This is a genomic window from Trinickia sp. NRRL B-1857, from assembly GCF_050470685.1.
Classification (GTDB): Bacteria; Pseudomonadota; Gammaproteobacteria; order Burkholderiales; family Burkholderiaceae; genus Trinickia.
Genome location: NZ_JBFLUK010000011.1, coordinates 1,329,030 through 1,345,403, shown reverse-complemented (window position 1 = coordinate 1,345,403; position 16,374 = coordinate 1,329,030). Strand labels below are relative to the sequence as shown.

The 16,374-nt window shown below is 61.8% G+C and carries 1 protein-coding gene (cut by a window edge); it reads left to right on the top strand.

Translation table 11 applies throughout. From position 1 onward, the window contains the following. Positions 1-29: 29 nt before the first annotated feature. Positions 30-16,374: the 5' portion of an SDR family NAD(P)-dependent oxidoreductase gene (locus AB1286_RS26625; RefSeq protein WP_430366214.1), read on the top strand. It continues 17,531 nt past the right edge of the window; the window shows 16,345 of its 33,876 coding nt (coding positions 1-16,345); the start codon lies at positions 30-32; its stop codon lies off the right edge, out of view.

The window sequence follows — 16,374 nt, the reverse complement described above, 5'->3', positions numbered from 1 at the left end:
GGAACCTGGCAACAATGATTACGCGTCAAGTGACAGATCATCTCCTGCTTACGTTGAAGCATCCGGTGCTCCAGCACCACCGCGTGTATGGCCAGCATCTGTTGCCAGGGCTCGCCTACATCGACTTGTTGTTCCAGCTGCTCGCGAAGCGCGGTCACCGCTACGACGAACTCGAACTGCGCGATCTGTCGATCTATCGCCCGCTGATCGTGAAGGACGACGGCAGCGTCTCGCTGTCTATCCATTGGACCGAAGTCGAGTCAGGTGTATGGAAGACAGTCGTCGAGGGTATCGACCGAGAATCCGACGGACAGGATAAAGCGCCGGTGCGCTATGCCGCCGCACGCGTTCATCGCGTCGAACCGGTCGTATTCGACGAGACGATCGATATCGACACGATCAAAGCCACCGCGCTGCGCGAGATCGACCTCGAGTCCATCTATGCGACGTATCGGGAAAGAGAGCTCGTTCATAGCGGGTTGATGAAAGCGCGCGGGACGGCATATGTCGGCGACACCGCGGTCTATCTGGATTGCACGGTCGACGACGTGACGCACGATGGGCGATCGTTGCTGACGTTTCATCCCGGGTTGATCGATAGCAGCGCCGTTTGCGCAAGCGCTTTGTGGCGAGAAGAGTCGGAGGGGCGCGACGACGACCGTTTGGTCTTGCCCTTGCATTACGAGAATTTCCGTGCAGCGGCCACGCTTCAAAACCGCTGCTTTGCCCGCGTTCAACGCAGTTCTAGGCGGATTCAGAATGAACTGACCTATCAAACGTTGGAGTTTTTCGACGCATCCGGAAAAAAGGTCGCCGAGCTGGGCAATTCAGTCGGGAAGCTCGTGCGCGATCTGTCCGCAATCGACCCGATGCGTGCAGCGGAGAACGGGGAGCGTGCGCCGGCAACCGAACGACCTGCCTCGCCGCAAGCGACCACGCCGGCCGATTCGCCTGTCGACGATTTCACGGCCGAGCTCGAAGGCTTTCTTACGCGGTTGCTGGCCAAACACTTGCGAGGCGAACCGGAGCGGATCGATCCGCAGGCCGGGTACTACGAGATCGGCCTCGATTCAGCAAAGCTGCTCGAGGTCGTGCAGGACATCGCGGATATCGTCGACGCCCGCGTATCGCCGACGCTGCTCTTCGAATACACGACGATCTCGCTACTCGCACAACACTTGGCCGAAAACCATCGCGAGGCGTTTCAGCGGGCAATGGGCTCGACGGGGCCGGCGCAGGCAGCCCCTGCTGAAAGCGCAGGCAGCCCATCGGCGTCGGGCGGTACGCACGATCACGCGGCCGCTATTGGCGATCGACGTCACGGCGAAGCAACCGATCAATCGGATATCGCCATCGTCGGCATGGCCGGACGTTTTCCGCAGGCGGGAAATATCCGGACGCTCTGGCAGAACCTTCTCGCACAAAAAGATTGCGTGACTGAAATTCCGGCATCACGCTGGGATTGGAAGGAGATGGCGGACTTCCGTTCGCCTTCGGGCAAACCGATTTCGCGATGGGGAGGATTCATCGACGATGTGGATTGCTTCGATCCGCAATTCTTTCGGATTTCACCGAGGGAAGCCGAGCGTCTCGATCCGCAGGAGCGATTGTTTCTCGAGTCGTGCTGGGAGGCGATGGAGGATGCCGGATATACGCCGCAAACCCTCATGCGGCACGACGGTTCGCCGCGCGAACGCCGGGTCGGCGTCTTTGCCGGCGTGATGCAGAAAGATTACGCGTTGCTGAGCCAAGAGGCGCGCGCGCAAGGCGGAAGCTTTCCCGTCTCGTTCAGCAACGCCGCAATCGCCAACCGCGTGTCGTATGTGTGCGGATTCCATGGTCCCAGCATCGTTGTCGATACGGTCTGCTCGTCGTCGTTGATCGCCGTCCATCTGGCCGTCGAAAGCTTGTTGCGCGGCGAAAGCGATAGCGCGCTCGCGGGAGGCGTCAATCTCTCGCTGCACCCGGCCAAGTACCTCTCGTTCGGCGCGATGGACATGCATTCGAGCGATGGACGCTGCCGGACGTTCGGCGAGGGCGGAGACGGCTACGTTTCCGCCGAAGGCGTCGGTGCGGTGCTGCTCAAGCCGCTGCGAGCCGCGTTGGCGGATGGCGATCACGTTTATGCGGTCATCAAGGGCAGCAGTATCAACCATGTCGGCAATGTGAGCGGCTTTACGGTCCCGAGCCCGGTAGCGCAGGCCAATGTCATCGCCGATTGTCTGGAAAAGACGGGCATAGACCCGCGTTCGATCAGCTATATCGAAGCCCACGGCACCGGAACCTCGCTCGGCGATCCGATCGAAATGGAAGGACTGACGCGCGCGTTTCGACGTTATAGCGACGATAAGAAATTCTGCGCAATCGGGTCGATCAAATCGAATATCGGGCACGCGGAATCGGCAGCCGGTATTGGTGCGCTGATTAAAACAGCGTTGCAAATCCATCATCGGACGCTGGTCCCCTCCCTGCATTCGGAAACGAAGAACGCGCATATCGATTGGGAGCAATCGCCGTTTTTCGTCCAACGCACTTGCGGCGAATGGGCTAGGCCGACTGTCGCGATCGACGGCGAGACCAAGACATTCCCGCGTAGAGCCGGGATCAGCTCGTTCGGTGCGACCGGCTCGAACGTTCATCTAATACTCGAGGAGTGCGAGGAGCGCCCCGCGCCTGTGGCGCCGCGGTTTAGCGAAGCAGACCCGGCCGTCATCGTGCTATCGGCCAGGACCGACGAGCGTTTGCGCGATTACGCGAGTCGTTTGGCAACGCATTTACGCGAAATCGACGTGGACTTGTCAGCACTGGCTTATACGCTGCAAGTCGGGCGCGTGGCATTGGAAGTACGCATCGCCTTTCTCGCCCATGGCATCGAAGATCTTCGCGCCAAACTCGAGGCGTTCGCCAACGGATCGGCCGAGATCGCCCATTGCTTTCGAGGGAAGATTCCATCGGCCGGGGTCCCGTCTCGTGACGAACGCGATTCCGCTCGTTGGCCGGCAATGACCGCCGCGCGAGGGCTGGCGGAATCGATCGCGGCATCTTGGGTCCACGGCGAGCGCGTCGAATGGGGTGCGTTATATGCTGGAGACAAGCCGCGACGCATCAGCTTGCCGACTTACCCGTTCGAAAAAGAACGCTATTGGGTGCAGGCCGCAAAGCGCACCATAGCGGCAGCCGGCACTGTCTTGCATCCGCTGCTGCATCGGAACACGTCTGACTTCAGCGAACAGCGTTTCAGTTCGACTTTTGACGGTCGAGAATTTTTCCTGCGCGATCACGTGATGCGCGGCCAACGGGTGCTCCCCGGCGTGGCGTACCTTGAGATGGCGCGCGAGGCTGTGGCGCAAGCATCGGGTGTCGGGCATGCGCATGCGGTCGATATCGCGCTCGAACAGGTGATATTTGCACGACCGCTGGTGGTGGGCGACGCGGAGCAGACCGTGCATATCGCCTTGATGCCCGAGGACGGCGCCGAGATCGCCTTCGAAATCTACACCCAATCCGGCGATAACGAGCCGGCGCTCGTGCATTCGCAAGGGTGTGCCGCGATTCTTGAGGCGTCGCCGCAAGAAGTGCTCGATTTGGACGCGTTGCGTGCGCAATGCGGCGGTAGGCGCGTGGACGGCGCGCAATGTTATGCGGCGTTCGACGCGCGCGGTTTGCAATACGGTGCGAGCTTCCGCGGTATCGAGTCGTTGCAAATCGGGCGGGACGATAAGGGGCGGGCTCAAGTCCTGGCCAAACTCGCGATGCCGTCGGGGCAAAGCGTCGAGCCGTTCTTGATGCATCCGAGCGTCATGGATGCCGCGCTGCAAGCCTCGCTTGGAATCGGCCTCGCCGAGTCGGACGAAGCCGGTTCAGCGAGCGGCAAAGTGTCGTTGCCGTTTGCACTGGAGCGGCTGACGGTCGCCGGTGCTTGCCCGTCGCTCGCCTGGGCATGGGTGCGCTATAGCCCGGATAGCACCCCCGAAAGTCCGGTGCGCAAGCTCGACATCGACGTCATGGATGAGTTCGGGCGCGTCTATGCGCAATTGCGCGGATTCAGTTCGCGACTCGTCGGGGAGATGGACGATACGGCTGACGGCGGCGCATTGCTGCTCAAGCCGCACTGGCAGACCCAAGCGGTCGAACCCGAGGCGCCGCGCGACTACGTGCAGCGATGGGTGGTGCTCGGCGACACGCTCGACACCTTAGCAACCAAGGTACGCGCGCAGTTGCCTAATGCCCAGCATGAGGTATTGCGCGGCGAGGGCAGTATCGCGGTGCGCTACGAGACAGCCGCGACAAAGATGCTTTCGTTGCTGCAAACGGTGCTCAAGGCGAAGCCGCTTGGCGACGTCTTGCTGCAACTCGTGATAGCGGATACGGGCGAGTCTCGATTGTTCGCGGGCTTGGCGGCGTTGCTCAAGACAGCTCGCCAAGAGAATCCGAAACTGCTCGGGCAGTTGATCGTCGTCGGCGAGCGGGCGGACGCAAGCGAAGTCGTGGCCGCGTTGCGAGAGAGCGCCACGGCTCCGCAGGATATGTATGTGCGCTATCTCGCCGGGCAACGGCAAGTCATGACGCTCGCTCAGGTAGGCGATGCGGCGCCCGCCGCGCAGGTGAAATCGACCTGGCGCGATGAAGGTGTCTATCTGATCAACGGCGGCACGCAGGGCATCGGGCTGCAATTCGCCTATGAGATCGCGCGTCAAGCGCAGGCTCCGGTGCTTGTGCTGACCGGCCGCGCGGCGCTCGATGACGCCATGGAATCGCAACTCGATGCACTGCGTGCGCTAGGCGCGACTGTCGTCTACAGGCGGACGATCGAAACGGATCTCGAGGCCCAGCGGCTATTGATCGGGGCGCTCCAAATCGAGTATGGCAGCCTGGATGGCGTATTCGCCGACAATCGATGGCAGAGCGAGGATTTGCCGTTGCTGCCGGTGGCGGATTCGCCATGGCGCGATGCGGGGGTGTACCTGATCACAGGCGGTGCGGGTGGTCTGGGGCTGCTGTTCGCTCGCGAGATCGCACGCCACAGCAAAGCGCCGGTGCTCGTGCTCAGCGGACGCTCCGCACTGGATGAACGCAAGCAGGCGGAGCTCGACGCATTGCGCGCGCTAGGCGCTACGGTGGTGTACCGTCAAGCCGATATTGCCGATGCGCTCGTGGTTCAGGGCCTCGTCGACGGCATCGTGGACGAATTCGGCGCGCTACATGGCATCGTTCATAGCGCCGGCGTCATCCTCGACAACTTCCTACTTAGGAAGACGACTGCCGAGGCCGGCGCCGTGCTCGCGCCGAAGGTCTCGGGCCTGACGGCGCTCGACGAGGCGACCAAGGACTTGGCGCTGGATTGGCTGGTGTTGTTTTCGTCGACGGTGGGTGTCTTCGGTAATGCCGGGCAGGCGGACTATGCAGCGGCCAACGGTTTCATGGACGCCTACGCGGCCTACCGCAACGACCTGACGGCGGCGGGGAAGCGACATGGACGTACGCTGTCGCTGAACTGGCCGCTATGGGCCGAAGGCGGCATGCAGGTGGACGAAGCGACGCGGGCACGGTTGAAACGCGATGCCGGCGTCGTGCCGCTCGAGGCGCCGGTCGGGTTGGCCGCGTTCTATCGAGCCATGGGGCTTGGCTTGTCGCAAGTCGTCGTCGTGTCGAGCGAAACGCAGCGCCCGCAGGCGCAATCGGTCAGGCGCGCTGCCGTCGCGGTGGCGCCGCTCGCAGTGCCCGCATCATCGTCGCGCGCGATTGCTTCGACAGAGGTGTCAACGGGAGCGGGTGATCTGCCCGAAAAGACGGCGCATTACCTGACGCGATTGCTGTCGTCGACATTGAAGCTGTCGGCCGGCCGAATTGATGTCGATGCCCCGATGGAGCAGTACGGGATCGATTCGATCCTCGTGATGCAATTGACGACCGAGCTCGAAAAGCATTTCGGCCCGCTGTCGAAGACGCTGTTCTTCGAATATCAAACACTGCGCGCGCTGACGGATTATTTTGTGCAGTCGCATCGCGATCGATTGACCGCATTGCTCGGCATGGATGCGCGGCCGGAGTCGAAGCCGGAGCAGCCCGCGCGCAGGCCCAGCGCGGCTTCCGTGCGCACCGCGGAACGGTTCGGGTCGAGCCGCTTCACGGTACGGAGCGCCAAGCAGGATCGGCCGGCCGTGTCGAACGATATGGATGTCGCCATTATCGGCATGAGCGGCCGCTATCCGGAGGCACGCAACCTCGACGCCTTCTGGTCGAACTTGAAGGCAGGCAAGGACTGTATCCGTGAAATTCCGGCCGAGCGCTGGGACCATGGTCTCTATTTCGATGCGGACAAAGAGAGCTCGGGCAAGAGTTATAGCAAGTGGGGCGGGTTTATCGAAGGCGTGGATGAATTCGATCCGCTGTTCTTCAATATTGCGCCGCGCGAAGCGGAGTTGATGGATCCACAGGAGCGTCTGTTCTTGCAGTGCGTGTACGAGACGCTCGAAGATGCGGGTTATACGCGCGAGCGTTTGCGTGGGTACCGAGGGTTGGGGCTGGACGGCAATGTGGGCGTCTTTGTCGGCGTCATGTATGAGGAATACCAACTCTACGGCGCGCAAGAGCAGGCGCGCGGTCGCGGGCTGGCGATAGCCGGTAGCGCTTCGTCGGTTGCGAACCGCGTGTCTTACTTCTGCAATTTCCATGGGCCGAGCCTAGCGCTCGACACGATGTGTTCGTCGTCGCTGACGGCCTTGCATCTGGCTTGCCTCAGCTTGCAACGCGGCGGGTGTGAGTTGGCGATCGCCGGCGGCGTGAACGTATCGGTACATCCGAATAAGTATTTGCTGCTGTCGGGTGGCAAGTTCGCTTCGAGCAAGGGTTACTGCGAGAGTTTCGGCGAGGGTGGCGACGGGTATGTGCCGGGTGAAGGCGTCGGTGCGGTGCTGCTCAAGCCATTGGCCAAGGCGATTGCCGACGGCGATCAAATTCATGGCGTGATCAAGGGCACGGCGATCAACCATGGCGGCAAGACCAACGGTTACACGGTCCCGAATCCGAATGCTCAGGCAAGCGTCATTAGCCAGGCATTGAAGAGCTCGGGTGTCGATCCACGCACGATCAGCTATATCGAGGCCCACGGCACGGGTACGTCGCTGGGCGATCCGATCGAGATCACGGGCTTGAGCAAAGCGTTCGGGCAAACCGGCGACGCAGGCCAGTATTGCGCGATCGGCTCGGCCAAATCGAACATCGGGCATTGCGAAAGCGCGGCGGGCATCGCGGGTATCACGAAAGTGCTGCTTCAAATGAAGCACAAGACGCTCGTGCCGAGCCTGCATTCGGAAACGCTCAATCCGAACATCGACTTCGAAAAGACGCCGTTTGCCGTTCAGCGCGAGATCGGCGAATGGAAGCGGCCGGTGGTCTCGATCGATGGCGGCCCGGCGCGCGAATATCCGCGTATTGCCGGGGTGTCGGCATTCGGTGCCGGCGGCTCCAACGCTCACGTGATTTTGCAGGAATACATCCCGAACGAGAACGCACGCTCGGCGGTGCCCGTGTCGTCGTCGCGGCCGGCCGTGATCGTGCTGTCGGCCAAGAACGAAGAGCGTTTGAAGGATCAGGTTCGCCAACTGCTGGAGGCGGTGAAAGCGCGGCAGTTGAGCGATGCGGATCTGGCCGACGTTGCATACACGTTGCAGGTCGGACGTGAAGCGATGGAGTCGCGCCTAGGGCTGCTCGTCGATTCGATCGATGCGCTGACGGATAAGCTGCGGGGCATCCTCGAAGGCCACGATGTCGACGGCCTGTACACGGGACAGGCCAAGCGAAATAAGGATGCGCTCGGTTTATTCACGGGCGATGAGGATTTCCAGCAGGCGATCGAATCGTGGGTGGCCAAGGGCAAGTACGGTAAGTTGCTGGAGCTGTGGACCAAGGGAATGTCCATCGACTGGCACAAGTTATACGACGATGCGACGCCGCGGCGGATTAGCTTGCCCACCTATCCGTTCGCTAGGGAACGGTACTGGGTACCGCTCTCCAAGGCATCGACCGTTGTGGATGCGGTCGCGATGGAGGCGCCGACCCTTGCTGCGCATTCGCACGTCGCGCCCCAGGCACTCGTTGCCGAGGAGCCGCTGGAGCTTATGACGTTCGAAGAATTGTGGCAGGAACAGGCCCCGACTGAATCGGCTGGGCAGGTCGCACCGCGAACGTTGGTCTGCTTCTTGAACGACGCCCAGCATCGGCAAGCGTTGCTCACGGCGTTAGGCGGTAACGATACGCCCGTCAAGGTGGTGTTCGTCACGCGAGAGGCGATCGAGGCCGGCGAGGCGGCAACGGTCTATTCGATCTCCGCGACGGCGGAAATGAACGACTACGCGCGCTTGTTCGTTGAAGTCGAAGAGGAACATGGCGCCGTCGATGCGGTGTTTTACGGCTGGCCCCTTGAAGCATCGACGTATGTCGAGCAAGTCGCGCCTGTGGTGCACCTCATTCAAGCGCTGGCGCATAGCAAGTCTTCATGCAAACGGTTGTTGCTGGGCACGAGCGGGGCTCTGGTCTCGGCGCGTTGTCATAGCGATTCGTGGATCGGGTTCGAGCGCTCGCTCGGGCTCGCACTGCCGCACCTCAAGGTTGCGGTGATGCACTGGGAGGACGACGCAGCGGTTCATGCGACCGACTGGGCGCGTGGTGCTTGGGCCGAACTGCGTACCGACGCATTCGAAAGCACCCGCCATCAAGATGGGAAGCGCTACGTTCTGCGCGTTCGGCCCACACGCATCGACAGTAACCAAAAGCATTTGCGCCAAGGCGGTACGTATCTGATTACGGGCGGATGCGGCGGCTTAGGACAGTTGTTTGCGCGCTATCTGGCCGAACAATACGGCGCCAAGTTGATCCTTACCGGCCGCTCGGCGCTCGATGCCGGCCGGCAACGGCAGCTCAAGGAATTGGAGGCATTGGGCGCCGAAGTGGAATATGTCCGAGCCGATGTCTGCGACCTGAGCGCTATGCGTGCGGGGCTCGAGCGCGCAAGCGAACGGTTCGGCCCCATCCACGCGGCGATTCATGCGGCAGGCGTAGATGGCGGGCAAAGCATCTTGGCAACTTCGCGCGAACAATTCGAGCGAGTACTCGCACCGAAAATCGACGGCACGCTCGTGTTGGATGCGTTGTTTCAGGATCAACCGCTCGATTTCATCTGCTATTTCTCATCGTCGTCCGCGGTACTGGGCGACTTTAGCGCGTGTAGCTATGCGATCGGAAATCGCTTCCAGGTCGCGCACGCGCAAGAGCGTCATCGACAGGGGCGTCGGACTTACGCGATCAGTTGGCCGCTGTGGCGCGACGGCGGCATGCAGCTCGGCGGCGACGCCGCGACTCGGCTCTACCTCGAATCGAGTGGGCAGCGGGCATTGGAAGCGTCGGAAGGGCTAGCGGTATTTGAGCGTGTCCTGGGCGCGGACAGTGCGCAGCATTTGGTGATGACGGGGCGGCGCAGCCGGATTGAGGCCATGCTCGGTATCGGTGCTCGTAGGGATGCGAGCGTATCGGCCAAGCCGACGATACCGGCTTCGGCCGGCAAGGGCTATCGTGCTGCGATGCAAGGCTTTTCGCTTGAGCAATGTATTACGTGGGACCTGAAGGAGCTGGTCAGCGAGCAATTGAAGGTGCCGCGCCAGCGTCTCGATGTGACGGAGAACCTGGCCGACTTCGGGTTCGATTCGGTGAGTTTGGCGGCCTTTGCTCGCACTTTAAGTAGCCATTACGGCATCGACTTCACGCCGGCTCAGTTCTTCAGTCACCCGACGTTGGAGCAATTGGCCGAGTATTTGCAGCGGCAGCACAGCGAGATGCTGAAGGCGTTCTATCGCGAGGGCGGACAGGTTGAAGCGGCAGCGCCGGCACGGTTCGCGCCTGCTATGGCTACCGGACTCCAACCGATTCGAGCTGTAGAGAGCCCTGCGATCGGTGCAGTGAACGAGCCCATCGCGATCATCGGCATGAGCGGGCGTTTCCCGCAAGCGCGCAGTGTTGCCGAACTATGGGCGATTCTGAGCGGCGGCAAGGATGCGGTTGAAGAGATCCCGGGCGAGCGCTTCGATTGGCGCGAGTACTTTGGCGACCCGGCCAGCGAGCGGGGCAAGACCAATTGCAAGTGGGGAGGCTTCGTCCCCGGCGTGGCGGAATTCGATCCGCTGTTCTTCGAAGTATCGCCTCGCGAAGCCGAGCGTATGGATCCGCGCCAACGGCTGTTACTGCAAGAGGCGTGGAAAGCGCTCGAAGATGCAGGCTACGGCAGCGAACAACTCAATCGAAGCAAGGTGGGGATGTTCGTTGGCGCCGAGCAAGGCGACTATCAGTTGCTGCCGGGCAGCCGAGGCGCGGTGACGGGCAACCATGACGGGATGCTTGGCGCGCGGCTCGCGTACTTCTTGGACCTGAAAGGTCCGGTGATGACGATCAACACGGCGTGCTCGTCGGGGTTGGTGGCAGTGCATCAAGCGTGCTTGAGCTTGCATGCCGGCGAATGCGATACGGCGATCGTGGGCGCGGCCAATCTGTTGCTCACGCCGGGTAGCTACGCCGGCATGAGTCAGATGGGCATGCTTTCATCGGATGGCCATTGTTTCGCATTCGATAAGCGAGCCAACGGCATGGTGCCGGGCGAGGCCGTGGTGGCGTTGGTGCTGAAGCGGCTGAGCCAAGCGCAGGCCGATGGCGATCCGATCTACGCGTTGATCCACGGTAGTGGCATCAACTACGATGGCAAGACCAACGGCATCACGGCGCCGAGCGGCGCTTCGCAAACGGCGTTGCTGCGGCAGGTGTACGAACGCCATGCGATCGATCCGGAGTCGATCAGTCACGTGGTGACGCATGGCACCGGAACGCGCCTAGGCGACCCGATCGAAATCAATGCGTTGTACGACACGTTCAAGGACCAAACGAGCAGCCAGGGTTTCTGCGCGCTGACGTCGACCAAAAGCAACCTCGGTCATACGTTGGGTGCGTCGGGGCTCGTGAGCCTAGTGGCATTGACGCAAGGCCTGCGCCACGAGGTGATTCCGGCGAGCCTGCATTGCGAGCAAGAGAGCGACTATATCCAGTGGCAATCGAGCCCGTTCTATGTGAACAAGGAAACGAAGCGTTGGCCGGCGAGAGTGGGACATCCGCGCCGAGGTGCGGTGAGTGCATTCGGGATGACGGGCACGAACGCGCATATGGTGGTTGATGCGTACGAGGCGCCTGAGACGCAGGTGGTGTCGAACGTGCCGCCGAGTTTCCTGCTGGTGTTGTCGGCGAAGACGAGCGAGGCGTTGGAGCACAAGATCGCCGATATTCTGACGGTGCTGCGCGAAGGCGAGTGGGACGCGCAAGCGCTCTCGCAGATGAGCTATACGTTGTTGTGCGGGCGGCAGCACTTCCGGTATCGCAGCGCGGTGGTAGTGCGCGATCGCGACCATGCGGTGCATGTCTGGAGCGAGGCGGCGAGCAAGGAGAAGCTGTCGAATCTGTTCCATGGCGAGGTTGGCCGCGACTTTACCGGGCAAAAGGCGATCGAGTCGTATGCGCGGGATTTGCTGGTCCAGACGGCGTTGTTGCAGGGCGAGCGCCAGCGGTACCAGGAGAACCTGCATGCATTGGCGGATTTGTACTGCCAAGGCTATGCGTTGCCGTGGGATCAGTTGTACGGCGAGCACAGGCCGCGGCGTATCAGCTTGCCGACTTATCCGTTCGCGAACGAGCGGTACTGGGTGCCGGTTGTAGAAGAACGATCGACGATCGGCGGTGCCGCGTTGCATCCGCTGCTGCATCAAAACACGTCGACGCTCGAAGCGCAGCGTTTCAGCTCGACCTTCAGCGGCGAAGAGTTCTTCCTGCGTGATCACGTCGTTCAAGGCCACCGTGTCTTGCCGGGTGTGGCCCATCTGGAGATGGCGCGCGCAGCAGTCGTGCAGGCGGCCGACATTGCGCACGAGGTTGCCGTCCGAATCGCGCTCGAGCAGGTGGTGTTCGTACGCCCCCTCGTGGTGAGCGAAGGCGGACAAACGGTGCGGATCGCGCTGACGCCGCAAGACGATGGAGCGCTAGAGTACGAAATCTATACACGCGCCGATAACCATGCGGAGGCCGTCGTGCACTCGCAGGGCCGTGCCGTGCTCGGCGAAGCGGTCGAGGTCGAAGCGCTGGACTTGGCCGCGTTGCGATCGCAATGTGAGGAGAAGAGCCTAGACGGTGCCCAATGCTACGCAGCCTTCGAGGCGATGGGCTTGCGATACGGCACGAGCTTCCGCGCACTCGATTCGTTGCACGTCGGGCACGATGCCCAAGGGCGCGCTCAAGTGCTGGCCAAGCTATCGTTGGATACGCACTTGCGCGTTGAGCCGTTCGTGTTGCATCCGGGCGTAATGGACGCCGCCTTGCAGGCTGGTTTCGGATTGAGCGTGGGCGAGCGCAACGAGAAGGCCGCGTTGCCGTTCGCACTGGAACGTCTGGAGATTGTCACTGCGTGCCCATCGCAAGCGTGGGCATGGGTTCGGTATAGCGAGGGGAGCAACGCCGACGGCGCCGTGCGCAAGCTCGATATCGACGTTCTGGACGAACAAGGGCGGGTGTGCGTCCGGGTGCACGGATTTAGCTCGCGGGTCATCGAGCGGGAATCGCAGGCATCTGGCGACACGACGCAAGAGCCAGCCGCAGCGCAGCCGGTGGCGGCAAAGTCCCCCGCGCCAGAACCCGTCAATGCGGCGCCGGCACGCGCTAACGACCTCTCGGAAAAAACGGCGAATTATCTGAAGCGGTTGCTGTCCTCGACGCTGAAGATGCCCGCCGACCGAATCGACGTCAATGCACCGCTCGAACAATACGGCATCGATTCGATCCTCGTGCTGCAACTGACGGCCGATCTCGAGAAAAGCTTCGGTCCTTTGTCCAAGACGCTGTTCTTTGAATATCAGACGCTGCGCGCGCTGACGGGATATTTCGTGCAATCGCATGCATCGCGCCTGATCGCATTGCTCGGTCTGGAGACAGACGCACAAGCACTGCCGCCGGCACCGGGCGATCAGTCCGCGAAAGCCGAGCCTGCGCAAACGCGGCGGCCGGCACTCGCGGCCGAACGGGTCCGTCAGAGTCGCCTCGCACTGAGAAGCACCAATCGAGGCATGCCGTCCGCGACGAGCGATATGGACATCGCGATCATCGGCATGAGCGGCCGGTATCCCGAAGCGCGCAATTTGGACGCCTTCTGGGCGAACCTGAGCGCGGGCAAGGATTGCATTCGCGAGATTCCCGTTGAACGATGGGATCACGGCCTGTACTTCGACGCCAATAAGGAAACGCTGGGCAAGAGCTACAGCAAGTGGGGCGGTTTCATCGAAGGCGTGGATGAATTCGATCCGCTGTTCTTCAATATCTCGCCGCGCGAAGCGGAGTTGATGGATCCGCAGGAGCGCCTGTTCCTGCAATGCGTGTACGAGACGCTCGAAGATGCGGGCTATACCCGCGAGCGTTTGCGTGGGTACCAAGGGTTGGGGCTGGACGGCAATGTGGGCGTCTTTGTCGGCGTCATGTATGAGGAATACCAGCTCTATGGCGCGCAGGAACAAGCGCGCGGTCGTGGGTTGGCCATCCCGGGCAACGCGTCCTCCGTTGCCAATCGCGTCTCGTACTTCTGCAACTTCCACGGGCCGAGCATCGCGATCGACACGATGTGTTCGTCGTCGCTGACGGCGTTGCATTTGGCGTGTCATAGCCTTCAGCGCGGCGGATGCGAGTTGGCGGTCGTCGGCGGGGTCAATGTCTCCATCCATCCGAATAAGTACTTGTTGCTCTCGGCCGGTAAGTTCGCATCGAGCAAGGGCCGTTGCGAGAGCTTCGGCGAGGGCGGCGACGGGTATGTGCCGGGCGAAGGCGTCGGTGCGGTGCTGCTCAAGCCGCTCGCAAAGGCGATCGCCGATGGCGATCAAATTCATGGTGTGGTCAAGGGCACGGCGATCAACCATGGCGGCAAGACGAACGGCTACACGGTTCCGAATCCGAATGCTCAGGCAAGCGTCATCAGCCACGCGTTGAAGAGCTCGGGCGTGGATCCGCGCACGGTCAGCTATATCGAGGCCCATGGCACGGGTACGTCGCTTGGCGATCCGATCGAGATCACGGGCTTGAGCAAAGCGTTCGGACTCCCCGAGGATGCGGGGCGGTACTGCGCGATCGGCTCGGCTAAGTCGAACATCGGCCATTGCGAGAGCGCAGCCGGTATCGCCGGTATCACGAAAGTGTTGCTTCAGATGAAGCACAAGACGCTCGTGCCGAGCCTTCACTCGGAAACGCTCAACCCCAATATCGATTTCGAAAAGACGCCGTTTGTGTTGCAGCGAACGTTGGGCGAATGGGCGCGTCCTATGGTGTCGATCGACGGCGGCCCGGCGCGCGAATATCCGCGGATCGCGGGCGTTTCTTCGTTCGGTGCGGGCGGATCCAACGCTCACGTGATTTTGCAGGAATACATTCCGAACGAGGACGCGCGCTCGGCGGTGCCCGTGTCCTCGTCGCGGCCGGCCGTGATTGTGCTGTCGGCCAAGAACGATGAGCGGTTGAAAGATCAAGTTCGCCAACTGCTGGAGGCGGTGAAAGCGCGGCAGTTGAGCGATGCGGATCTGGCGGACGTCGCATACACGCTCCAGGTCGGGCGTGAAGCGATGGAGTCGCGCCTGGGGATCGTCGCGGCTTCCATGGACGCGCTCAAGGTAAAGCTGCAAGCGATTCTCGACGGCCGTGACGATCAAGAAGACGTCTATACGGGTCAAGTCAAGCGCAATAAGGAAGCGTTGGGCCTATTCGCCGGCGACGAGGATTTGCTGCAAGCGATCGAATCGTGGGTATCGAAGGGCAAGTACGGCAAGCTGCTCGAGCTCTGGGTGAAGGGCTTGGCATTCGAGTGGGACGCGCTGTATGGCGACGCGAAGCCGCGGCGTATCAGCTTGCCCACTTATCCGTTTGCGAAGGAGCGGTACTGGGTGAAGCTGACTCAAGAGCGTCTAACCGCCGGCAGTGCGGTGTTGCATCCGCTGTTGCATCAAAACACGTCGACGCTTGACGAACAGCGCTTCAGTTCGACCTTTAACGGCGAAGAGTTTTTCTTGCGAGACCACGTGGTGCAAGGCCAGCGTGTGTTGCCCGGGGTCGCTCACTTGGAAATGGCGCGTGCGGCCGTCACGCAGGCGGTGGATAGTGCTCAAAGCGATGCGACTCGCGTCATGCTCAAGCAAATCGTGTTCGCCCGGCCTCTGACGGTGAGCGCTACGGGCCAGGCGGTCCATGTCGCGCTGACGCCGCAAGACGGCGGCGAAATCGAATACGAGATCTACACGCGAGCGGACACAGGGTCGCAATCGGTCGTTCATTCGCAGGGACGCGCGGTACTTCTCGATGCGACCGAGCCTATCGTGCTGGCGATCGATGCATTGCGCGCGCAATGCCAGGACAAGCACGTCGACGGCGCGCAGTGCTATGCGACGTTCGAGGCGATGGGGCTGCAATACGGCACGAGCTTCCGCGGTTTGAATTCGTTGTCCGTGGGACGCGATGCGCAAGGGCAGGCTCAAGTCTTGGCCAAACTGGCGATGCCGTCGGGGATGAGCGTCGAGCCGTTCGTGTTGCATCCGAGCATGATGGATGCCGCCCTGCAAGCGGCGTTCGGGCTGAGCCTCGGCGAGTCGAGCGGCAAGGCATCGTTGCCGTTCGCGTTGGAGCGGCTGCATATTTTGAGTGCGTGTCCGTCGCAAGCGTGGGCATGGGTTCGGTATAGCGAAGGCTGCACGGCCGGTAGCCCGGTGCGCAAACTCGATATCGACGTGATGGACGAGAGCGGACGCGTCTGCGTTCGCCTCGAAGGATTCACGTCGCGCGTGGTGGACGGTGCTCCGGCGACGGATTCGTCCGGTATCGGCACGCTGCTGCTTAAGCCGGAGTGGCGCGCGCAAGCCGTCGAAGCCGAGACGGCGCGAGCTTACGTTCAGCATTGGGTTGTGCTTGGCGACGAATTGTCGGGTTTGGCCGATGCGGTGCAAGCGCAGTTGCCGCAAGCGCAACTCGAACTGTTGCGAGGCGAAGGCAGTGTTGCGACGCGCTATGAGTCGGCAACCACGCAAATGCTTGCGTTGCTGCAAGCGGTGTTGCGGGCTAGGCCGGCGGGCGACGTGCTGCTGCAAGTCGTGATCGCCGATGACGGCGAGTCTCGATTGCAGGCCGGCTTGGCCGCATTGCTGAAGACCGCGCGTCAAGAGAACCCGAAGTTGCTCGGGCAGGTGATCGGCGTAAGCAAGCATGCAAACGCGGGCGAGCTAGTAGCGGCATTGCAAGAGAACGCCGCTGCGCCGCAGGATACGCGGG